Source organism: Microbacterium martis, from assembly GCF_047246685.1.
In the GTDB taxonomy this organism is placed as follows: Bacteria; Actinomycetota; Actinomycetes; order Actinomycetales; family Microbacteriaceae; genus Microbacterium.
Window position 1 is genome coordinate 179299 of sequence record NZ_JBFOKT010000001.1, and the last position, 21463, is coordinate 200761.

Below are 21463 nucleotides of genomic sequence, written 5' to 3' on the forward strand. Positions count from 1 at the left end.
TCCGGACACGAGAGCGGATGGGGTCCCGGGGAAAGGGACCCCATCCGCGGAGCCGCTCTGTGAGGGGTCGCGGCTCGACGCGAGCGAGCCGAATATCCCCAAAGGGCTCTGCTCTCGTCATAGGCAAGACGCCGACGAGAGCAGATGATGACGCGAGTCCGTCGAATCACGTGACGGCGTACACCGCGCTTCCCACGATCACGGCGACGGCCGTCGTCCAGCCGATGATCGCGATCGCCTGCCACAGCAGCACGCGTGCCTTTCCGACGCCCGCCGCCGCGAGCATGGTTGCGGTGAACTGCGTCGGCAGGAGGAGGGGGCCCAGCAGGCTCACTCCGGGAACGCCGTAGCGCTCGAACGCGCGCTGGAACTTCTGCCGACGTGCGGACGGGCGGCCCGCCTCCCGATCGAGCTCGGTCGCCGGAGCAGGCTCGCCCCCGGCGAGGACGCGCGCGTCGGTGCGCGTGCGACTCACGATGGCGCTGCGGGCCCCGGAGCTCGCCAGCACGAGCACGGCGACGCACAGGAAGTTGCCCACGATCGCCGCCGCGGCGGCGATGACGGGGTGGATGCCGCCGATGATGCCGATGGTGGCCGCGCCCTCGCCCTCGATGAAGGGGATCGCGCCGGCGAGTGCCACGATGAGCGGCTGCACGAGGTCGGGGACCTGGGCGACCCAGGTCTGGAAGGTCTCGATGAGGTTCATGGGATGCTCCCGGAGATCGGTGCGATCGGCGTGTCCGTCGCAGTGATCCCAGTCCACCGCCTGCCGGCCCCGAGCGGGAGTGCCGGGCCGTCACCGAGTTCCCGGCGCATCGCACGCCGCACCCGTGACATCTGTCACCCCCGTAGGGTGTTCATCGTGAGCAGCCGAACCGCGCCCGACGCCGCGCGATCCAGCCCCGCCGCCCTCCACCTGTCCCGCGGCATCAGCGCCACCTGGTGGTACACGGCGACGGCGGTGCTCTTCATCGAGGTGATGCTCGTCGGCCTGTGGGCGGTGACGTCGACGGCGACCGATCTCAGCGCCGCCGTCCCCTGGGTCATCGGCGCGGGCGGTCTCGTGTGGTGCGCCGCGACGGTCCTCCTGCTGCTCGACTACCGTCACCGCACCGACGCGGGGCCGGGAGTGCCGTGGCGGCGTCTGACCGTGCCGCTGCTCGTGGCTGCCGCCTTCGGTGCCGCCGCCGGCGCGGCCGTCGGCAGCTGGCAGCTGGCTCTGATGCCGCTGACGCAGTCGATCGTGCTGCTCAACTGGCAGCGCGGCATCCGCCTCCGCGTCGTCGTCGCGGCGACGCTGCTGCTCGTGGCGCTCGCGTTCGTCGATGCGAGCACCGGCGTCCTCGATCCCGAGACCCCGTGGTTCCTGCCGCTCGTGTACAGCGTCATGCTGCCCGCGATGAGCGTCAGCTCGCTGTGGTTCTGGGACGTCCTGGTGGCACTGGACCGCGCCAGAGCCTCGGAGGCGCGGCTCGCCGCGACGCAGGAGAGACTGCGCGTCGCGACCGACGTGCACGACCTCCAGGGCCATCACCTCCAGGTCATCGCGCTGCAGCTGGAACTGGCCGAGCGTCTTCTCCCGCGCGATCCGGATGCCGGCCTGCAGCAGCTCCACGCCGCCCGGCTGAGTGTCGACGAAGCCCGACAGGGCACCCGCGATCTGGCGACCCGATTCCGCTCCGTCCCGCTGAGCGACGAGCTCGCCAACGCGCGCGATCTGCTCCGTGCCGCGGGCCTCGAGGTCGAGGCCGTCATCGACCCGGATGCCGCCTCCGCGCCGGCGTCCGATCTGGGCCCGGTGATCCGCGAGACCACGACGAACGTCCTCCGGCACGGCGGGGGACGACGCGCGCGGCTCGCCCTGCTCCGGACGACGGAGGGATGGCGCTACGAGATCGTCAACGACGTCGCGCCGGGTGCGCGGGACGACGGTGAGGGATCGGGTCTGGAGGGCGTCGGCCGCCGCATCCGCGAGGCGCACGGCGGTCTCGAGGTGCATCGGGGTGCGGACGAGTTCGCGGTGACCGTCACCGTGCCGCCCGCCGAGGAGGAAGGCCGATGATCCGCGTGCTCCTCGCCGACGACGAAGGCATGATCCGCTCCGCGCTCGCCGCCCTGCTGCGGCTGGAGGACGACATCGAGGTGGTCGCCGAGTGCGAAGACGGCGAGGCCGCCGTCGCCGAGGCGCTGCGGCTGCAGCCCGACATCTGCCTGCTCGATCTCGAAATGCCGGGTCTCGACGGCGTGCAGGTCGCCGAACGCCTCAACCGGGCGATCGCCACGCGCTGCGTCGTCGTCACCCGGCACGCGCGCCCCGGAGTACTGCGTCGCGCGCTGGCATCCGGCGTCGCGGGGTTCCTGCCGAAGTCCCGCGGCGCCGACGAGGTCGCGGCCGTCATCCGCCGGGTCGCCGCCGGAGGGCGATACGTCGATCCGGAGGTCGCCGCCGACGCCCTGAGCGATGAGCGATCGCCGCTCACCGATCGCGAGCTCGACGTGCTGCGGGCGGGACGACGCGGCGAGACCACCGGTCAGATCGCCCGCGCGCTCGCCCTCGCGCCGGGGACCGTGCGCAATCACGTGTCGGTGATCCTCGCCAAGCTGTCGGTCGGAACACGCCAGCAGGCCGTGCTGATCGCCGAGGAGCGCGGCTGGATCTGACTCCGTCCGACGGTCGCGCGGCCGGCATCCGTCATCGCGTCGTCGAGTGCCCGGTCGTCCTGCGAGAATGAGGTGGCCGAGACCCGACCCGAGGAGCCCACGTGCAGTTCATCTCCACCCGCGGTGGCATGCAGCCGCAGACGTTCAGCGAGACGCTGCTGGAGGGCCTGGCACCCGACGGCGGTCTCGCGGTGCCCCAGGACATGCCGGCGGTCGACGGCGAGACGCTCGAGCGGTGGCGGGCACTGACGTATCCGCAGCTCGCGACCGAGGTGCTCGGCCTCTTCGCCACCGACATCCCGCGCGCCGATCTGGCGCGGATGACCGCCGCCGCGTACGCCGACTTCCCCGCGGATGTCGTGCCGCTGCGCTCGATCGACGACGAGATCACGCTGGTCGGGCTCTCCGAGGGGCCGACGCTGGCGTTCAAGGACATGGCGATGCAGTTCCTCGGCCAGGCGCTGGAGTACACACTCGAGCGTGAGGGGTCGGTGCTGAACATCCTCGGCGCCACCTCGGGCGACACGGGCTCCGCTGCCGAGCACGCGCTGCGCGGCAAGGAGCGCGTCGCGGTGTTCATGCTCTCGCCGCAAGGCCGCATGAGCGCGTTCCAGCGCGCCCAGATGTTCTCGCTCGACGACGAGAACGTTCACAACATCGCCGTCGAAGGCGTCTTCGACGACTGCCAGAACCTCGTCAAGCACCTCGCCGGCGACCTGGTCTTCAAGCGTTCCCAGCACCTCGGCGCCGTGAACTCCATCAACCTGGCCCGCATCACCGCGCAGGTCGTCTACTACTTCTGGGCGTGGCTGCGCGCGACCGACGCCGGCGGATGGACCGAGCTGTCGTTCACGGTGCCCTCGGGCAACTTCGGCAACATCCTGTCGGGCTTCTACGCGAGGCAGATGGGTCTGCCGATCCGCCGCCTGGTCCTCGCCGCCAACGAGAACAACGTCCTCGACGAGTTCTTCCGCACGGGCGTCTACCGGCCGCGCAGCGCAGCGCAGACCCTCGCCACGTCGAGCCCGTCGATGGACATCTCGAAGGCGTCGAACCTGGAGCGCTTCATCTTCGAGCTGGTCGGGCGTGATCCCGCGCGCGTCGTGGGAGCGTGGCGCGAGCTGGCGGATCAGGGGTTCTTCGACTTCTCGGCCGAGTCGACGCGTTTCGTCGACGAGTTCGGGATCGTGAGCGGAACCTCGACCCATGGCGACCGCCTCGCCACGATCCGCTCCGTCTACGAGTCATCGGGCGAGATCGTCGATCCCCACACGGCCGACGGGGTGCACGTCGCGCGCCGGTTCGTCGAGCCGGGAGTCCCCATGCTCGTGCTCGAGACCGCGAAGCCCGAGAAGTTCGCCGAGACGATCCATGAGGCCATCGGCGTGGAGCTGTCGTACGCGCCCGAGCTGCGCGCCATGCTCGACGCCCCGCAGCACGTCACCGAGATGCCGGACGACGAGCATGCGCTTCGCGCCTTCATCGAGGAGAACGCGCTCCACTGACCTCCCGCGCCCGGGCGGGCGTCTCGCGGCTCGTGATCACTCGGGGTCGCCGTGCAGCATCCACGCGATGCCGAAGCGATCCACCAGCATCCCGAACGTGCCGCCCCACGGGGGCACATCGAGGGGCATCGTGATCGTGGCGCCCTCGGAGAGCCTGTCCCAGACCTGCTGCGTCACCGCCTGCGTGTTCCCGCTGAGCGACACCGAGATGCCCTGCGGTTTCTCGTAGGTCATGCCGTCGGGGGTGTCCGAGGCCATCAGCACGAGGCCGTCCGGCGTGTTCAGCTGTCCGTGCATGACGAGATTCTTCTGGCTCTCGTCCTGGACCATGTCGGGGAAGTCGCCGAAGACGCTGATCTCGAGGTCGCCCCCGAGAACGCTCCGATAGAACTCGAGGGCGTCGCGCGCCTCGGTGCGGAAGGACAGATACGGGTTGAGATCCGGCATGAGCGACTCCAGGGCTGAGCGGGATGCCTCCCGCGCCGACATCGATGCACGACAGTCTGCGCTCACGGTCGGTCGCGCGCAAGACGCCTTCGACGTCGGCGAAGCACCACAATGAGAGGGATGGAACAGATCGATGCGATCGAGGCCGAGCGCGGCGCGCTGCTCTCGGTCGCCTACCGACTGCTGGGGACCGTGGCCGACGCCGAAGACGCGGTGCAGGAGACCTTCGTGCGCTGGTTCCGCCTCGCTCCCGGCGAACGGGCGGCGATCCGCAATCCGGCGGCGTGGCTGACGAGGGTCGCCGGCCGGGTGTGCCTCGACATGCTCGGCTCCGCCCGTGCGCGGCGGGAGCGCTACGTGGGACCCTGGCTTCCCGAGCCGGTGCCTCTGGCGTCGGTTCCGGCGGGGTCGGCAGAGATCGATCCTCTCGATCGGGTCGCCCGCGACGAGTCGGTGAGCATGGCGCTGCTCGTGATCCTCGACGCGCTCACGCCCGCCGAACGGGTGGCCTTCGTGCTGCACGACGTGTTCGGCGTGCCGTTCGCCGAGATCGCCGAGACGATGGGGCGAAGCGTGGAGGCGGTGCGTCAGCTGGCGTCGCACGCGCGGCGACGGGTGCAGAGGCGGCGCACCTCTCTGGCGTCGCGCGAACAGCACGACGCCGTTGTGCGCGCCTTCGTCGAGGCCTCCGCCAGCGGCGACCTCGACCGGCTCGTCTCCGTCCTCGGCCCCGAGGTGGTGCTCCGATCCGACGGTGGGGGCAAGGTCTCCGCGGCGCTCCGACCCGTGCGGGGTGCCGATCGGGTGGCCCGGTTCCTCCTCGGCGTGCCGCGCCTCACCCCCGGCATCGAGTCCGTCCTCGCCGAGACCGCCGACGGTATCGCCCTTCGCGCGATGCGGGACGGGCGGACCGACGCGATCATCTCCTTCGTGGTCGGGCAGGAGGGGATCGAGGAGGTCCTGATCGTCCGCAATCCCGACAAGCTCACGCAATGGTGATCGCCCGGCGGTGGCTACGATGACGACTGTGCCCTCCATCGCCGCTGTGTCCGCCGCCGCCGTACGCCCCGGTATCGCCGACCGGCTCTCGCAGATGATCCGGCTCCGCACGGTCTCCGCCGAACTCGAGGCGCGAGGGGCGCAGCCGTTCGAGGACTTCGTGCAGCTGATCGCCGAGCTCTATCCCCTCACGCATGAACGTCTGACGCTCGAACGCCACACCGACTTCGGACTGCTGTTCCGGTGGAAGGGCAGCGACCGCGCAGCATCCGAGGGAGCCGTCGTGCTCATGGCCCACTACGACGTCGTTCCGGTCGACGAGAGCGACGCCTGGACGCATCCGCCCTTCGACGGCGTCATCGCCGACGGGTCGGTGCACGGGCGGGGAGCCCTCGACGACAAAGGTCCGCTCATCGTCGTCCTGGAGGCCGTCGAGAACCTGCTCGCCCAGGGCTTCGCTCCCGCGCGCGACGTCTATCTCTCGTTCGGCGGCAACGAGGAGACCTCGGGCGACGCGGCGCAGGAGATCGCACGCGTCCTGCGCGAGCGCGGCGTCGTGCCGTGGCTCGTGATCGACGAAGGCGGCGCCGTGGTCGACGCGCCGCTGCCCTTCGTGCCGGGCCGTGCGGCGATGATCGGCGTCGGCGAGAAGGGAATCATGACGGTGCGGCTCTCGGCCCGAGGCGCCGGCGGGCACGCCTCTGCACCGCCTGCGCTCACCGCAGTGGGCCGCGTCGCACGGGCGGTCGATCGCCTCGGGCCGCACACCTTCCGTCCGCGGGCATCCCAGGCGATCCTGCGGATGCTGTCGCAGCTGGCCGGGCAGACGCCCGGGCCGGCACGGCATCTGCTGCGCCTGCTCGGCTCGGCTCCGCTGCTCACAGCGCGGCTCTTCGCCGCTCTCGGTGGAGAGCCCGCGGCCCTCGTGCGCACGACCGTCGCCGCGACCATGCAGGCGGGCGGTACCGCGGCGAACGTGCTCCCGTCCCAGGCTTCGGCCACCGTCAACCTGCGGATCGCTCTCGGCGAGACGGTGCAGCAGACGATCCTGCGCGTGCGGCGCCGCATCCGCGACCCTCTGGTCTCGGTGCGGGTGCTCGACGCGAGTGAGCCGACTCCCGAGTCACCGACCGACAACGCGCAGTTCGCCTCGCTCGCCGACGCACTCGCCGTCTCGCACCCGGGAGTGCCCGCGGTGCCGTATGTGATGATGGCGGCGACCGACTCCCGTCACTTCCATCGCTTCGCGCCGGCGGTCTACCGGTTCGCTCCGCTCGACATGAGCAACGCGCAGCGCGCGTCGATCCACGGCGTCGACGAGAGCGTCGAGATCGCCGCGCTCGAGCGGGGCGAGGTCTTCCACCGAGCTCTTCTCGAACGGGTGGCGGGTTCCTCCGGCCTTCCGCCCGAGTCCGCACCCCGAGCCGCGACCGAGAGGTCATCCGCATGACACGCACCCGAACCCTCGGCGCCCTGGCGACGGTCGTCGGCTTCCTCGCGTTCGTCGAGTTCACGAGCGGCGTGCTGCAGGGGTACTACACGCCGATGCTGACCGACATCGCGCGCCACCTCGGCATCCACGACGCCGACGTCAACTGGCTCGAAGGCACGCAGCTCATGCTGTCGGCCCTCGTGGTCCCCGCGTTCGCGAAGCTGGGCGACATGATCGGCCACAAGCGGATGCTGCTGATCTCCACCGCCCTCACGGCGGCCGCCGCGCTGGTGCTGCCCTTCACCGATTCGTTCGGCGTCTTCCTGGCGGCGTGGACGCTCATGGGCTTCTACGTCGTGTGGCTTCCCCTCGAGATCGCGCTCATCTGGTCGCGATCACGGCGGATGGAGGCGCGGGCGTCGGTCACCGCGACGGCGGCAGGACTTCTCGTCGCGGCACTGGAGGGCGGTGCGATCCTCGGAGCGCTCGCCGGAGGCGCGCTGGTCGATGTGCTCCCTCTCACGGCGGTGCTGCTGATCCCCGCCGTGCTCGTCGTCATCTGCTTCTTCGTGATCCTCTTCGGAGTGACGGAGTCTCCCGAGCCCGTCGGCGGCGTCTTCGACACCGTGGGCCTCATCCTCATCTCGCTCGCGCTGGTGTGCTTCACCGGCGGGCTCAGCCTTCTCCGACTCGAGGGCGGACTCGTGAACCCCTGGTCGTGGACGGTCGTGGTGCTCGGCATCCTTCTGGTCGTCCCGTTCGTGCGGTGGGAGCTCCGCACCGACGACCCGCTCATCGACGTGAGCATGTTCCGCTCGCCGGCCCTCGGTCCCGTCTTCCTCACCGCCGGTCTGTTCGGGGTCAGCGTGCTCGGGGCCCAGGCTCCTCTGTCGACGTTCGCTCGCACCGATCCCGACGTGTACGGCTACGGGCTGGGCACCACCGGTTTCGCGACGTCGCTCATCATCGGGATCTACCTCATCGCCATGATCACCGGCGCCCTGCTCTTCCCGGTCGTCGCCCGGCGGATCTCTCCGCGTCGGACGCTCATGGGCGCCTCCGCGCTGGTCGGCGTCGGGTTCCTGCTGTTCCTGCCGTTCCACGACTCGTACGCACAGGTGGTCACGAACATGGTCATCGCCGGCCTGGGGTCGGGAGCGCTCGTCGCGGCGCTGCCTGCGGCGGCGGCATCCGCGGCACCCGCGTCGCAGACCGGTGTGGCGACCGGGCTGACGAACTCCGTGAAGACGGTCGGGGGCGCGATCGCCTCGTGCGTGTTCGGCATCGCCCTGCTGCACGGAGTGACCTCGGCCGCCGGGGGAGCGGAGGGAACAGCCGGATCGCTGGCCGGATACGTCACGGTCTGGATCGTCTGCGGTGTCACGGCCTTCGTGGCCGCCGTCCTGCTTGTTTTCGTGCCGAGAACGGCCTTCACCGATCACGTCACCGAGACGGAGGCCGCGCCGGCGGTCTGATTCGTCGACCGCCGGGACCGGCGTCAGTCGCGGTCGAGCCCGAAGGTGCGCTTCACGATCGCCTGCACGTCGCGGTCGAGCCCGTCGATGCGGGTGTTGACCGCATCGAACCGTGCGTTCATCTCGTTGCGCAGGCCGCCGATCTGCCCGTTCATCTCGTTGCGCAGGCCGCCGATCTGCCCGTTCATCTCGTTGCGCAGGCCGCCGATCTCGCTGCGGACAACGCGGATGAAGAGGGTCGAGACGACCGTCAGAGTGCTGAACATGAGCGCGACGAACGACCCGATCATCGTCCAGATCTGCGCGTCGTTCAAGAACCCCACCCCCTCATCGTCGCACCTCCACGGCGAGTATGCCAGGGCGCGGCGCACGAGGATATCGGTCATCCCGGATGTGGAGAGAGAGCGGCTCGGTGCTCGTCGGTGCAGGAATGAAGCCGCTGCCGGCGCGGTGACGCCGAAGAGGCACGACGTGGCCCGATGTCACGCCGGATCAGGCGGCTCCGTTGACCATGAACTCGATGCGGATGCCGTCGGCGTCCTCGACGAACGAGGCGTAGTAGCCCTCGGAGTAGCGGGGGTACGGCTTCGGGTCGCGCACGGCCGTCCACCCGGCATCCATCGCGATCGTGTGGAGGCGGCCGCGCTCGAGGTCGTCGACGGTGATGCCCAGGTGATCCAGAAGAGCCATGCCGCTCAGTCTTCCAAACGACGCGGATGGTCTCTAGTGCGGTGCGTGGTACTCCGCCTCGCCGCGCTTCCAGTAGCCCTTCACGACGGCGTTCCCCGCGTCGATGTCCCACCGCGTCAGAAGGGCGCGTCCCGGCTTCACCACCGACTGCTCCGCCGCGATGAAGACGAAGGGATCGTCGCCGACCGCGTCGTCGGCCGTCAGCGACTCGAGGAGTCGGATCACCGCAGAGCCCGCCGCGGCATCCCCGCGATGCAGCCACTCGACGGCGACGGGGGCATCGACGGCGACCTCGTGATCGGATGCCGACGTCTCGACGACGATGCGGGCGGGGCGGTCCGCGGGGATCTGCCGGGCGAAGCGCCGGATGGCGGGGATCGCGGTCTCGTCGCCGACGAGGAGCCAGGAGCCCGGTGCCCCCTCGATCACCGCCGATCCGCGCGGGCCGCCCACGCCGATCGCCGAACCCAGCGGGGCGGTGGCCGCCCACGGCGCCGCCACACCCTCGTCGCCGTGCACGGCGAACTCCACGTCGAGCCAGTCGTCGCCCCAGGCGAGAGGCGTGTATTCGCGACTCGGCGCAGCCCGCATCCCCTCGACCGAGTCGACGGGGCCGGCGGGGAAGAACAGGCGCATGTGGTCATCGGCTCCGAGCGACTCGAATCCTGCGAGGTCGCTCCCGGTCAGGCGAACGCGCACGTAGGCGGGAGTGAGCCATTCACGGGCGCTCAGCGCAACGGAGCGGAAGCGGAGGTCGAGCCCTCGACGCTCGATCCGGAACGGGGATTTCTCATTGCTCATAAAGTAAGGCTAACCTAATCAGGACGAGGTGAGGACACCCTCAGCTCGTGCCGGCGCCATTGCGAGCGCGACGATCCCCGCAGAACAGGAGTCCCTCCATGTCCATGCCCAGAATCCTCGCCGTGACGAGTCTCAGCCTCGTCGGCCTTCTCGCCGTCAGCGGCTGCGCCGCAGGCAACGCCGCCGAACCGGAGGAGACCGAAGCGGCGGCCGGATCTGTCACGATCGAGGACAACACCGGATCCCACGAGATCGCGACACCGCCCGCGTCCGTCGTGGCGCTCGACAACCGCACCTTCCAGACGCTGTCGGACTGGGGCGTCGAGCTCGCGGCCGGAGCCGTGGCCCTCATGCCCGAGACGGTCTCGTACATCGACGACGACGCCATCGTCGACATCGGGCTGCACAGCGAGCCGAACCTCGAAGCGGTCGTCGCCGTCGAACCCGACCTGATCATCAGCGGTCAGCGCTTCACCCAGCACAACGCCGCGATCGCCGAGCTCGTCCCCGACGCGACGATCATCGACCTCGAGCCGCGCGAGGGCGAGCCCTTCGATGAGGAACTGAAGCGGCAGACCACCGTTCTCGGCGAGATCTTCGGCAAGGAGGCCGAGGCGAAGGAGCTGGTCGACGACTTCGACGCCGCCGTCGAGCGCGCTCGGGCGGCATACGACGAGGCCGACACGGTGATGGCCGTGAACACCTCGGGAGGATCGATCGGCTATCTGGCTCCGACCGTCGGACGCTCTCTCGGGCCGGTCTACGACATCCTCGGCCTCACTCCGGCCCTCGAGGTCGACGACGCCTCCGACGACCACCAGGGCGACGAGATCTCGGTCGAGGCGATCGCCGCCTCGAATCCCGACTGGCTCCTCGTGCTCGATCGTGACGCCGTGTTCGCCGCCGAGACCCCCGACTACGTGCAGGCGGCGGAGATCCTCGAGGGCTCCGAAGCGCTCGCGGGCGTCACGGCGGTGAAGGACGAGCAGATCGTCTACATGCCGACCGACACCTACCTCAACGAGGGCATCCAGACATACACGACGTTCTTCAACGACCTCGCCGACGCGCTCGAGAGCGTCCGGTGATCCTTCCCGGCCGTCGGGCCACCGACGGCCGGGGCACTCCCATGACATCCACCGTCGCCGCCACGACGCCGCGCTCCGCCGGGCGCCTCTTCGACGCGAAGCTCCTCATCGGCGTGCTCGTCGTCGCCGGTCTCCTCGTCGTCTCACTGCTCACCGGGGTCTACGACATCGCGGGCGCCGACGACGGCGGCGAGATGTTCCAGATCACCCGCATTCCGCGCACGATCGCCCTGGTCCTGGCCGGGGCCGCGATGGCGATGTCGGGTCTGGTCATGCAGCTGCTGACCCAGAACCGCTTCGTGGAACCGACGACCACCGGTACCACGGAGTGGGCCGGTCTCGGCCTCCTCGCCGTGATGGTGCTGGTCCCGCAGCCGTCGCTCACGCTCCGGATGGTCGGCGCCGTGCTCGCGGCGTTCATCGGCACGCTCGTGTTCTTCGCCTTCCTCCGGCGAGTCGCCCTGAAGTCGTCGCTCATCGTCCCCATCGTCGGGATCATGCTCGGAGCCGTCGTCGGCGCCGTCTCGACGTACCTCGCCCTCGCCACGCAGTCGCTGCAGATCATCGGCGTCTGGTTCGCGGGGAGCTTCACCTCGGTGATGCGCGGACAGTACGAAATGCTCTGGATCGTCGCCCTCGTCGGCGCGATCGTCTTCGTGGTCGCCGACCGCCTCACGATCGCCGGGCTCGGCGAGGAGATCGCGACCAGCGTCGGCGTGAACTACAACCGGGTCATCCTGTGGGGCACCGTTCTCATCGCCGTGACGACCGGCGTCGTCACCGTGGTCGTGGGGAACCTGCCGTTCCTCGGTCTCATCGTGCCGAACATCGTCTCGATGATGCGCGGCGACGATCTCCGCAGCAACCTGCCGTGGGTGTGCCTGCTCGGCATAGCGATCGTCACGGTCTGCGACATCATCGGCCGGACGATCATCATGCCGTTCGAAGTGCCGGTGTCGCTGATCCTCGGCGTCGTGGGGGCCCTCGTGTTCGTCTTCCTGCTCCTTCGGCAGCGTCGCCGTGGATAGCGGCGCGGGCACGGCCGCGATCCCGCGCGAGGCGCGCAGCGCGGGCTCCCTCGCAACGACGCGTGCGCGTCGGCGGTACCTGGTCGTCGTCGGCATCCTGCTGCTCCTGACCGTCGGATCGGGCTTCGGCCTGATCGCCTGGGGCAATCCGATGCCGGCGGGGTCGCCGGGGTTCTGGCGCATCGCGCAGCACCGGGCCACCGACGTCACGGTCATGCTGCTGGTCGCGGTCGCGCAGGCCGTCGCCACCGTCAGCTTCCAGACCGTGACGGGCAACCGCATCATCACCCCCTCGATCATGGGGTTCGAGTCGCTCTATCGCGTCGTGCAGACCTCGACGGTCTTCCTGTTCGGCGTGGCGGGGCTCGTCGCCATCCAGGGGATCGGCCAGTTCGCGATCCAGGTGGCGATCATGGTGGGACTCGCGGTGGCGCTGTACGGCTGGCTGCTCTCGGGGCGCTACGGCAATCTGCAGATCATGCTGCTGATCGGCATCGTGATCGGCGGCGGGCTGGGCGCCGTGTCGACGTTCATGCAGCGCCTGCTCACTCCGAGCGAGTTCGACGTTCTCGCGGCACGGCTCTTCGGCAACGTGTCGAACGCCGATCCGGCGTATCTGCCGCTCGCCGTTCCGCTCGTGGTCGCGGCGTCGGCTCTGCTCTGGCTGCGCTCGCGGCGTCTGAACCTCATGGCGCTCGGCTCCGACACCGCCCGCTCGCTCGGGCTCGACCACCGACGCGAGCTGTTCCTCGTGCTGACCCTCGTGGCCGTCCTCATGGCGACCTCAACGGCGCTCGTCGGGCCGATGACGTTCCTCGGATTCCTCGTCGCAACCCTCGCCTACCAGTTCGCCGACACCCATGACCATCGCCTGATCTTCCCCGTCGCGGTCCTCACCGCCTTCACGATCCTCGCCGGTGCCTTCCTCGTGATGAAGCACGTCTTCTACGCGCAGGGGATGGTGTCGATCCTCATCGAGCTGGTCGGCGGCATCGTGTTCCTCATCGTCATCCTCAGAAAGGGCCGACTGTGATCGCACTCGACGGCGTCCGCCGGGACTACAGCAGCGAGGTCGCCATCGGCCCCGTCGATCTGCGCATCCCCGCCGGCGGGATCACCGCGCTCATCGGGCCGAACGGCGCGGGCAAGTCCACCCTGCTCACCATGATCGGGCGCCTGAACGGTATGGATGCCGGGGCGATCGAGATCGCCGGTCTCGACGTCGCCCGGACGAAGTCGAAGGATCTGGCGAAGGTGGTGTCGATCCTGCGGCAGGAGAACCACTTCGTCACCCGGCTCACGGTGCGTCAGCTCGTGGGCTTCGGCCGGTTCCCGCACTCGCAGGGGCGACTGACCCGCGCCGATGAGGAGATCATCAGCCGGGCCATCGACTTCTTCGACCTGGGAGCGCTGGAGGGTCGATACCTCGACGAGCTCTCCGGAGGGCAGCGCCAGCGGGCCTACGTCGCCATGGTGCTCGCGCAGGACACCGCCTTCGTGCTGCTCGACGAGCCGTTGAACAACCTCGACATGCGGCACGCCGTGCAGATGATGAAGCACCTGAGACGCGCGGCCGAGGAGCTCGGGCGCACCATCGTGATCGTGCTGCACGACGTGAACTTCGCCGGGCACTACGCCGATCACATCTGCGCGATGAAGGACGGAGCGGTGGTGGAATTCGGACCTCCGGCCGAGATCATGACGGATGCCGTGCTCACCCGCGTCTTCGACACCCCGGTGCGTGTCATCGAGGGCCCCTCCGGTCCCCTCGCCGTCTACTACTGAGCGCCTGCCCGGAGCTCAGAGCTCGACGCCGTGGTCCTCGTCGTTGACGCCCGCGTTGTTCCCGCGGCGCGACTCGTATCCGAGGAACCAGCCGAGCCACACGATCGCGGCGAGCAGCAGACCCAGCCACACGTTCTGGAAGATCAGCCCGATCACCACGCCGAGGATCAGCAGGCCGACGGTGACGAGGATGCGGAGCGCGGTGCGGGACATGGTCACAGCCTAGAGGGACGATCTCAGTGGCGCCGGTGATCGGCGGGCGTGAGACGCGGCCCGCGGCGCGGCTCGCTCACACCGCTCGCCAAGATCAGTCTGATGACGCGCTGCCGGTGCCCCGCCCAGGGGGCGAGGAGTTCGAGCATGCCGTCGTCGTCGGTGCGATGGCCGGTGAGCGCGTACCCCACCTCGTGCGCGAGATGGTAGTCGCCCACGCTCACGGCATCGGGGTCGCCCAGGGCGCGGAGGCGGGTCTCGGCCGACGTCCACAGGCCGACCCCGGGGAAGCTCGTGAGCACGCGATCCCGTTCGTCGCCGGTCGGCGCGGCGAGGAGGGCCCGCGCGATGCCGTCGGCTCGCGGGGCGACGCGCACGATGGTGCGGGACTGCGGCGGCTGCACGCCGGCGCGGTGCCATTCCCACGACGGGATCCGCTGCCACTCGGCGGCCGTCGGCGGAGCGTGCATCGGCCGCGGAGTCGGACCCGGCGCGCGTCGGCCGAACGCCGTCACCAGCAGGCGCCACGCGCGGAACGCCTCGAGGCCGGTGACCTTCTGCTCGAGGACGGCGCAGGCGAGGGCGTCGAAGATCTCGTCGGTGCGGGCGAGGCGGATGCCGGGGACGCGACGGGCGACCTCGGCGATGAGGGGGTGGTGGGTGGGATCGAAACCGGACGGGTCGTCGCCGTCGCCGCACAGCGCGGGCACGCGGTCGATCGCCTCGCCGGCGCCGTCGCCCCACGCGCTGATCCTGATCTCGTCGCCCACGGCGCGGAGCGCGAGCGTCGCAGTCCCGAGCGGCGTGCGGAGCGCTCGCCAGATGACCGAGCCCTCGATCACCATGCTCGGGTCGCCCGGGCCGCGTCGCAGCATGCCGACGCTGCGCCGGAGGTCGAACGCGTGCGGCGGCCGGTAGACCGCCTCCCGACGCGGGTTCCGCACGCCGGGGGCAGCGGTGTCGGGCGTCGTCAGGGTCATGCGCCCACCCTACGCCGCGGTTCCGACAGTGCTCGCAGAGGCCTCAGAAGCGGTCGGGCGAGGGGGTTCCGTGACCGTAGCGGATCACCACGTCGGCGTGCCGGTCGAACCGGTAGCCGATGCCGCGCACCGTGCGGACGATGTCTTCGTAGCGGCCCAGCTTGGCGCGGAGACGGCGCACGTGCACGTCGATCGTGCGCTCTCCGGGGGTCTCGTCGTCCTGGGCCTGCCAGAGGGCCGAGACGAGCTCGCTGCGCTCGATCGTGCGTCCCTCGCGGAGCACGAGGTACTGCAGCAGCTCGAACTCCTTGTAGGTGAACGCCGCCGAGTCGCCGTCGATCAGCACCCGCTTGCGGGAGATGTCGACGGTGACGCCGATCTCCTCCTCGGCGACTTCGTCCTCGGCCGCGGCCTTGGTGCGAGCGATCGCGCCCGGCTCCTGCAGGGCGAGGCGCACGACGTCGAGGTCGCGACCGCCCGAGCCGTGCGGGGCGAGGGCGACCGTCGCGTGGGTCTCGGCGCCGGGGGCGAGCTCGGCCAGTGTGCGACGGAGCGCGTCGACGAGGAGCGGGAGGCTGACGCCGGCCTCGGCGGCCTTGATCTCGTCGAGTCCGACGTAGAGGGCGAAGCCGCGAGGCGAGCGGACGGCGGGGAGGTCGGCGGCGGCGTTCAGCGCGGAAGTCGACTCGGGCTGCGTCGGGCGGGCGGTGCGGTTCGGCGCGATGCGGGTGGGGCGCTCGAGAAGTGCGGTGTTCGACATGATGATGTGGTCCTCAGGACGTGAGCCGGCAGAAGGCTCTGATGCGTTGCATGAATGACCGGGCGGAGCCGGGGGAGCGAGCAAGGGTGGATGCTCGGAGACTCTGAACCCGCAGATGGCGGAGGATCAGGTCAGGCGGGGTGGCTGTTCGTTCAGCGACACATTCGGCAACACATGCCAACGCGACCGGGCATCATCATCCCGGCAGTCCCGTTCGCCTCCTGGGCGGACAAAGGGCTTGCGTTGGTAGTCATGGGGGGATTATGTCCGATCGTGTCGCCCCGTGTCAAAACGGCCGCACGGCCGGGAAGCAGGCGTAACGTTGCTCGAATGACGATCTCGAGCACCGTCGGCGGGTTCATCCTGACCGACGAGAAGGATGAATCGCGCTACACGCTCACCCGCGACGGCAAGCTCGTGAGCGTGCTCGATTATCGGGACGACGGCCGCACCGTCGCCCTGACGCGCGCCTTCACCGTCCCGACTTTCCGCGGCAACGGCTACGCGGGCAAGGTCGTCGAGGGAGCGGTCGCCGACATCGAGTCGCGCGGCGACCGCAAGGTCGACGCCGTGTGCTGGTATGTGTCGGAGTGGTTCGCGGCCCACCCGGAGCACGCCCGTCTGCTGCGCTCGCGCTGAGCCGTCCGATGTGACGTTCTGTTACGTCGACGGCCCGTGCGGGACGGATGCCGCGAGCAGCCCGTCCGGCGTTCGGCGGCACGCCTCGGACGGAATGTCCGAGGCGGTTCGTAGCGTGTGGGTATGCGAATCCTGCACACCTCCGACTGGCACATCGGCCGCACGTTCCACGGTCACTCGACCATGGACGCGCTGGCCGAGGTGCTCGCCGCGCTGACGGAGCAGGTGCGGAGTCGCTCGGTCGACGTCGTGGTCGTCGCCGGCGACGTGTTCGACTCCGCGACGCCGTCGGGTCCCGCGTACACGCTGCTCGGCGACGCGCTTGTCTCCCTGCACGAGACGGGCGCGCGCGTCCTCGTGACCAGCGGCAACCACGACTCGGCGGCCCGACTCGGCTTCCAGGCGCGCCTGCTGCGCGAGGGCATCCACGTGCTCACCGACCCTCTGTCCGTCGGTGTGCCCGTGACGATCGCCGACGCGGACGGGCCGGTGCACTTCTTCGGCATCCCCTATCTCGAACCGGCGATCGTGCGGCAGCACTGGCCGGCGGGCGACGCAGAGGGGCGTCAGCTCCGCACCCAGGCCCAGACCATGTCGCACGCGATGGACCTGGTGCGGGCGGGCATGAGCGAGCACCCCGGGCGCTCGGTCGCCGTCGCGCACTGCTTCGCTGCGGGGGTCGACGCGACGGCCGGGCTCGAGCGCGAGGTTCGGCAGGGCGGCCTCGATGTGGTGCCGCTGAGCGTCTTCGACGGACCCGACTACGTCGCGCTCGGCCACATCCACGGTCGGCAGGCGATCACCCACCGGGTGCGCTACGCCGGGGCGCCGTTGCACTACAGCTTCGGCGAGCAGCACAAGCCGCGCGGCTCGTGGCTCGTCGACCTCGACGCCGACGGTCTCGCCTCGGTGCAATGGCTCGACCTTCCTGTGCCGCGCCGCCTGGTCACGCTCACCGGCCTCCTGACCGAGATCCTCGCCGATGCGATCGTCGCCGAGCACGCCGACCATTGGATCTGCGCCGTGTACACCGACGAGGTGCCGCAGGCCGAGCCGATGCGCCGGCTTCGCGAGAGGTTCCCGTTCTGCGCGATGGTGCAGCACCAGCCTCTCGCGGCCCCGGCGGAGCAGGAGCGGTCGTACGCGCAGCGACTTCGCACCGCGGTGACCGATGCCGAGCGCATCGGCGCCTTCCTCGAGCACGTGCGAGCCGGCCGTGGTCCCGATGAGACCGAGACCGAGCTCATCCACGCGGTCCTCGACGACCGTGTGCGCGCGGAGGCGCTCGTCTAGATGCGCCTGCACCGTCTGGAGGTCGAGGGGTTCGGCCCGTTCCGGTCGCGCCAGACCGTCGACTTCGACGCCTTCGTCGACGACGGCATCTTCCTCATCGCGGGCCGCACGGGCGCCGGCAAGTCGAGCATCCTCGACGCGGTCTGCTTCGGCCTCTACGGGGGCGTGCCCCGCTACGACGGAGGTGAGAAACGGCTCCGCAGCGATCACTGCGAACCCGATGACATCTCCGAGGTCATGGTCGAGTTCAGCGCGTCGGCGGGGCGCTTCCGGGTCACGCGTTCGCCGGAGTACCTGCGCCCGGCGAAGCGCGGCGGTGGCATGACCAAGCAGGCGGCCGCCGCCTCGCTCCACGAGTGGACGGACGCCGGGTGGGTGGGCCGTGCGGCGCGGGCCGTCGACGTCGCCCACGAGCTCGAGGAGATCCTGCAGCTCAGCCGCGAGCAGTTCCTGCAGGTCATCCTGCTGGCGCAGAACCGGTTCTCGGAGTTCCTGCTCGCCGGCAGCCGAGACCGACAGGCGCTGCTTCGACGGCTGTTCGGCACGCAGCGCTTCGAAGACGTGCAGTCGCGCTTCGACGAGCGCCGTCGCGCGGCGGAACACGCTCTCGGCGCTCGCTTGGCGACCGTCGCCGCCCGCTTGGATGAGGCGGAGCGGCTGATCGTGAGCGCCGACCTCGGCGGCGACAGTGTCGAGGCCGGCGACAGCGTCGCGGCCGACGGCGCCGCGGCCGACGACGGCCTCGCTGACGACGGTTCCGCTCGTCCCCTCGTCGTCGCGACCACGGCCGACCGCCTCGACGCGCTCCGTCGGGCCAAGGCGCGCGCAGACTACCGGGCCGAGCGCCGCGCCTCGGAGCGCCTCGATGCGGAGAAGCGGTCGCGCGACGCCGATGCCGTTCTCACCGTCTCGCGCGAGGAGCAGCGAGCGCAGGTCGAACGCGACAGAGCACGCGCCGCGATCGCCCGGCTCGAGGCGGAGGAGCCGTCGATCGGCGCCGCCCGGGTCGAGCTCGCCGAGGCGAGAGCGGCGGAGCGGCTCCGGACGGTCATCGCCGCACGGGGTGCAGCGCAGACGGAGCTGGCCGACGCGAGCGCCGCCGAGCGATCCGCCCAGGCCGACTGGCACGCCCTCGACATCGGCGATGTCGCCGATCTGGAGGCATGGGCGGCGGAACGCCTCCGCGAGAGCGGCGGCTGGCAGCGCGCGCGAGAGCTGGAGGAGCAGGAGCCGACTCTGGCCGCCGAGACGGCCACCGCCGAGCTCGCCGTGCAGAGCGCCGCGGACCGCATCGCGGCGGGTGCGGCCACGAGAGAAGCTCTCCCCGCGCAGATCACCGCGGTCACGGCCGAGCGCGACGAGGGACGGCGCGCAGCCGATCGCCTGGAAGATCGGGAGACGGCCCTGGCCGTGGCCGAGAGCCGTGTCGCGGCCGCGCAGCTCGCGGAACGGCTTCGAGCCCAGCGCACGGTCGCCGACCAGCGGCTCACCGTCGCCACGACCGAGCATGCGGCGGCGCAGACCGCGCTTGCTCGACTTCGACAGCGACGATTCGACGGCATGGCCGGAGAGCTCGCGACGGGCCTCCGCGAGAGCGAGCCCTGCCCCGTGTGCGGCGCGAACGAGCATCCCGATCCGGCCTCGCACTCCGATCCGGTGTCGGTCGACGACATCGCGGAGGCGGAGTCCGCTCGCGACGAGGCCGCCGCGAGCGAGCGGGAAGCCGTGTCGTCGCTCGCCGCCCTCGCGGCCGAACTCGCCGTGGCGGAGTCGCGATCGGAGGGCCTCGATGTCGCCGAAGCCACCGTCGCCCAGGCGGCGGCTCTCGACGCCCACGCGCAGAGCGTCACCGCCGCCGCACGGCAGGAGGAACTCGAGACGCGACTGCAGCGACTGATGGAGCGCGCCGAGGAGCTCGAGCGCGATCGCGATCGTGACGCCGCCGCGCTCGCCTCGGCCCGCGAGCGGCTGGCGGTGCTGACCGACAAGGCGGCCGAGGCGCAGGCCCTCGTCGCCGCAGCGCGCGGCTCGTTCGCAACGGTCGCCGAGCGCCTGGCCGATCTCGAGACGAAGGTCGACACGGCACGGCGATTCGCCGACGCACGTGCGGAACGCGTGCGGCGGGCCGCACGGGCAGTCGAGAGCGAGAGCGCGCTCGCAGCCGCACTCTCCGAGTCGTCCTTCGCCGATGTCGACGCGGTCGATCGCGCGCTGCGCTCACCCGCCGCGCAGGAGGCGCTCGATGCCCGGATCGTCCACCACGCGGTGCACTGGGAGAAGGAGCGGGCGATCCTGTTCGACCTCGAGCTGCGCACGCTGCCCGAGGAGCCGATCGAGCTCGCCCCCGCCGAAGAAGCCGCGGAGGCCGCCCGTGCGGCGTGGCTGCAGGCGGTGGACGATGCCGGTCGCGCCGCGGGCATCGCCGAGAGACTCGAGTCGCTGATCGACTCCGCGGCATCCGAGCACGCGAAGACGGCCGACGCCGCCGAGGAGTTCGAGGTGCTCCAGGGCCTGGCGGACACCATCGCCGGGCGAGGCGCGAACACACGCAAGATGACTCTCGAGACGTTCGTGCTCGCGGCCGAGCTCGAGGAGATCGTCGGCGCGGCCAACCGGCGCCTTCACGACATGTCCACGGGCCGTTACCAGCTGCAGCACTCCGACGCGCTGGCCGCCCGCGGCGCGGCATCCGGTCTGGGGATCGTGGTGTCCGACGCCTTCACCGGGCAGACCCGCCCGCCGCAGTCGCTCTCCGGGGGCGAGACGTTCCTCGCCTCCCTCGCGCTCGCGCTCGGTCTCGCCGAGGTCGTCACGGCGCGAGCCGGCGGCATCCGACTCGACACGCTGTTCATCGACGAGGGTTTCGGCTCGCTCGACGGAGACACGCTCGACGTCGCGATGCGAACTCTCGACGAGTTGCGGCAGGGGGGGCGCTCCGTCGGAGTGATCAGCCACGTCGAGGCCATGCAGGAGCAGATCCCCGCGCAGCTGACCGTTCGGGCGACCGCCGAGGGGCCGAGCATCATCGAGACGCGGTGACCGCATCGCGGCGATCCCTCGCGGCGAGCGTCGCGGTCAGACGCCGTACTCGCTGCGGATGACGTCCCGAAGCTGCACGCTGCACCGTGCCACCGCCGCACGCCAATCGGAGAGGGCGCCGTCCTCGGCCTGATCCGACACGGCCCGGAAGACGCGGATCGGCACACCGAACTGCTCCGCGACCCAGATGTAGGCGTAGGTCTCCATGTCGACGAGTGCGGCACCGCTCGGACGGATCACCGCCGTGACCTCCGCGTCGTCGACGAAATGGTCGCCGGTCGCGATCAGCACCCCCGTCCGCCCCGTGGTGACACGCGCGGGCAGCGAGACGTGCTGTCCGGCGATGCCGTCGAGGTCGGTGACGTCGTGCTGGAACGCCGTCTCGACCTCGTGGACCGTCGACTCCAGGGTCGGATCGATCGCTCCCGCCGTGCCGACGACCACGATCTCGTCGTAGTCGCGCGCGTCGAGGGCACGGGTCAGTGCGTACGTGGCCTGGAGCTTGCCGGGGCCGGTGACCAGTCGATCGAAGCCGTCGAGCTCCTCCGGGAATGCAGACAGTTCGGAGGCGAGGGCGGCGACGAGGAGCTTCACCTCCCCATTCTGTCAGGTCATGCCGGGACCGATC

The 21463-nt window shown here is 70.5% G+C and carries 22 protein-coding genes; 13 read left to right on the top strand and 9 right to left on the bottom strand.

Annotated features, from left to right (window positions below):
• Nucleotides 1-166: 166 nt before the first annotated feature.
• On the bottom strand, nucleotides 167-706 hold the full coding sequence (locus AB3M90_RS00870; RefSeq protein WP_412949385.1) for a small multidrug efflux protein: 540 nt from the start codon (nucleotides 704-706) through the stop codon (nucleotides 167-169).
• A gap of 156 nt (nucleotides 707-862) precedes the next feature.
• On the opposite strand from AB3M90_RS00870, the gene AB3M90_RS00875 reads away from it, so the two are divergent.
• The 3 genes from AB3M90_RS00875 to thrC all read left to right on the top strand — a co-directional run bounded on the left by AB3M90_RS00875 (nucleotide 863) and on the right by thrC (nucleotide 4166).
• Nucleotides 863-2062: a sensor histidine kinase gene (locus tag AB3M90_RS00875; protein ID WP_412949386.1), complete on the top strand. Its 1200-nt coding sequence runs from the start codon at nucleotides 863-865 to the stop codon at nucleotides 2060-2062.
• Nucleotides 2059-2661, top strand: a complete 603-nt coding sequence (locus tag AB3M90_RS00880; RefSeq protein WP_412949387.1) for a response regulator — start codon at nucleotides 2059-2061, stop codon at nucleotides 2659-2661. The genes AB3M90_RS00875 and AB3M90_RS00880 overlap by 4 nt, the downstream gene beginning before the upstream one ends.
• A 101-nt stretch (nucleotides 2662-2762) precedes the next feature.
• On the top strand, nucleotides 2763-4166 hold the full coding sequence (thrC, locus tag AB3M90_RS00885) for a threonine synthase (protein WP_412949388.1): 1404 nt from the start codon (nucleotides 2763-2765) through the stop codon (nucleotides 4164-4166).
• A gap of 36 nt (nucleotides 4167-4202) precedes the next feature.
• On the opposite strand, the gene AB3M90_RS00890 is transcribed toward thrC, so the two are convergent.
• Complete coding sequence (locus tag AB3M90_RS00890; RefSeq protein WP_412949389.1) at nucleotides 4203-4613, bottom strand: VOC family protein; 411 nt, start codon at nucleotides 4611-4613, stop codon at nucleotides 4203-4205.
• A gap of 120 nt (nucleotides 4614-4733) precedes the next feature.
• Here AB3M90_RS00890 and sigJ point away from each other — a divergent pair, with 120 nt between their 5' ends.
• From sigJ to AB3M90_RS00905, 3 genes are read left to right on the top strand one after another with little or no spacing between them, the layout of a single operon-like run.
• Entirely contained in the window at nucleotides 4734-5612 is an 879-nt protein-coding gene (gene sigJ, locus AB3M90_RS00895) for an RNA polymerase sigma factor SigJ (RefSeq protein WP_412949390.1), read from the top strand.
• Nucleotides 5613-5640: 28 nt separating this feature from the next.
• Nucleotides 5641-7062, top strand: coding sequence for a M20/M25/M40 family metallo-hydrolase (locus AB3M90_RS00900; protein ID WP_412949391.1), 1422 nt, complete (start codon nucleotides 5641-5643; stop codon nucleotides 7060-7062).
• Nucleotides 7059-8519, top strand: a complete 1461-nt coding sequence (locus AB3M90_RS00905; RefSeq protein WP_412949393.1) for an MFS transporter — start codon at nucleotides 7059-7061, stop codon at nucleotides 8517-8519. Before AB3M90_RS00900 ends, AB3M90_RS00905 begins: the two co-directional genes overlap by 4 nt.
• Before the next feature lie 23 nt (nucleotides 8520-8542).
• Here the strand turns inward: AB3M90_RS00905 and AB3M90_RS00910 are convergent, their stop codons facing one another.
• From AB3M90_RS00910 to AB3M90_RS00920, 3 genes are all read right to left on the bottom strand, one after another.
• Nucleotides 8543-8905 (bottom strand): hypothetical protein, encoded by a 363-nt coding sequence (locus AB3M90_RS00910; RefSeq protein WP_412949394.1) that lies wholly within the window; start codon nucleotides 8903-8905, stop codon nucleotides 8543-8545.
• A 106-nt stretch (nucleotides 8906-9011) separates the two neighbouring features.
• On the bottom strand, nucleotides 9012-9209 hold the full coding sequence (locus AB3M90_RS00915; RefSeq protein WP_412949395.1) for a VOC family protein: 198 nt from the start codon (nucleotides 9207-9209) through the stop codon (nucleotides 9012-9014).
• A gap of 33 nt (nucleotides 9210-9242) precedes the next feature.
• Complete coding sequence (locus tag AB3M90_RS00920) at nucleotides 9243-10010, bottom strand: siderophore-interacting protein (protein ID WP_412949396.1); 768 nt, start codon at nucleotides 10008-10010, stop codon at nucleotides 9243-9245.
• A 98-nt stretch (nucleotides 10011-10108) separates the two neighbouring features.
• On the opposite strand from AB3M90_RS00920, the gene AB3M90_RS00925 reads away from it, so the two are divergent.
• Genes AB3M90_RS00925 through AB3M90_RS00940 form a run of 4 tightly spaced genes read left to right on the top strand, consistent with a single transcriptional unit; the run spans nucleotide 10109 to nucleotide 13911 of the window.
• Complete coding sequence (locus tag AB3M90_RS00925; RefSeq protein WP_412949397.1) at nucleotides 10109-11098, top strand: siderophore ABC transporter substrate-binding protein; 990 nt, start codon at nucleotides 10109-10111, stop codon at nucleotides 11096-11098.
• A gap of 41 nt (nucleotides 11099-11139) precedes the next feature.
• Nucleotides 11140-12126: an ABC transporter permease gene (locus AB3M90_RS00930; RefSeq protein WP_412949398.1), complete on the top strand. Its 987-nt coding sequence runs from the start codon at nucleotides 11140-11142 to the stop codon at nucleotides 12124-12126.
• Nucleotides 12119-13159, top strand: a complete 1041-nt coding sequence (locus AB3M90_RS00935; RefSeq protein ID WP_412949400.1) for an iron chelate uptake ABC transporter family permease subunit — start codon at nucleotides 12119-12121, stop codon at nucleotides 13157-13159. The genes AB3M90_RS00930 and AB3M90_RS00935 overlap by 8 nt, the downstream gene beginning before the upstream one ends.
• A complete protein-coding gene (locus AB3M90_RS00940; RefSeq protein WP_412949401.1) occupies nucleotides 13156-13911 on the top strand; it encodes an iron ABC transporter ATP-binding protein in 756 nt (251 codons plus the stop codon). Before AB3M90_RS00935 ends, AB3M90_RS00940 begins: the two co-directional genes overlap by 4 nt.
• A 15-nt stretch (nucleotides 13912-13926) precedes the next feature.
• On the opposite strand, the gene AB3M90_RS00945 is transcribed toward AB3M90_RS00940, so the two are convergent.
• From AB3M90_RS00945 to AB3M90_RS00955, 3 genes are read right to left on the bottom strand one after another with little or no spacing between them, the layout of a single operon-like run.
• Nucleotides 13927-14124 carry a hypothetical protein gene (locus tag AB3M90_RS00945; RefSeq protein ID WP_412949402.1) on the bottom strand — a complete coding sequence of 66 codons (198 nt, stop codon included), beginning with the start codon at nucleotides 14122-14124 and terminating at the stop codon, nucleotides 13927-13929.
• A gap of 23 nt (nucleotides 14125-14147) precedes the next feature.
• Complete coding sequence (locus tag AB3M90_RS00950) at nucleotides 14148-15104, bottom strand: DNA-3-methyladenine glycosylase family protein (RefSeq protein WP_412949403.1); 957 nt, start codon at nucleotides 15102-15104, stop codon at nucleotides 14148-14150.
• Nucleotides 15105-15147: 43 nt separating this feature from the next.
• Complete coding sequence (locus AB3M90_RS00955; RefSeq protein WP_412949404.1) at nucleotides 15148-15864, bottom strand: winged helix-turn-helix domain-containing protein; 717 nt, start codon at nucleotides 15862-15864, stop codon at nucleotides 15148-15150.
• Between the two features lie 330 nt (nucleotides 15865-16194).
• On the opposite strand from AB3M90_RS00955, the gene AB3M90_RS00960 reads away from it, so the two are divergent.
• The 3 genes from AB3M90_RS00960 (at nucleotide 16195) to AB3M90_RS00970 (ending at nucleotide 20835) form a co-directional block, all read left to right on the top strand.
• Nucleotides 16195-16503, top strand: a complete 309-nt coding sequence (locus tag AB3M90_RS00960; protein ID WP_412949405.1) for a GNAT family N-acetyltransferase — start codon at nucleotides 16195-16197, stop codon at nucleotides 16501-16503.
• Between the two features lie 123 nt (nucleotides 16504-16626).
• The gene (locus AB3M90_RS00965; protein ID WP_412949406.1) at nucleotides 16627-17796 is read left to right on the top strand and encodes an exonuclease SbcCD subunit D; all 1170 of its coding nucleotides are present in this window, start codon (nucleotides 16627-16629) and stop codon (nucleotides 17794-17796) included.
• Nucleotides 17797-20835, top strand: a complete 3039-nt coding sequence (locus tag AB3M90_RS00970; protein WP_412949407.1) for an AAA family ATPase — start codon at nucleotides 17797-17799, stop codon at nucleotides 20833-20835.
• Nucleotides 20836-20871: 36 nt separating this feature from the next.
• Here the strand turns inward: AB3M90_RS00970 and AB3M90_RS00975 are convergent, their stop codons facing one another.
• The gene (locus AB3M90_RS00975) at nucleotides 20872-21429 is read right to left on the bottom strand and encodes a phosphorylase family protein (RefSeq protein WP_412949408.1); all 558 of its coding nucleotides are present in this window, start codon (nucleotides 21427-21429) and stop codon (nucleotides 20872-20874) included.
• Nucleotides 21430-21463: the final 34 nt, after the last annotated feature.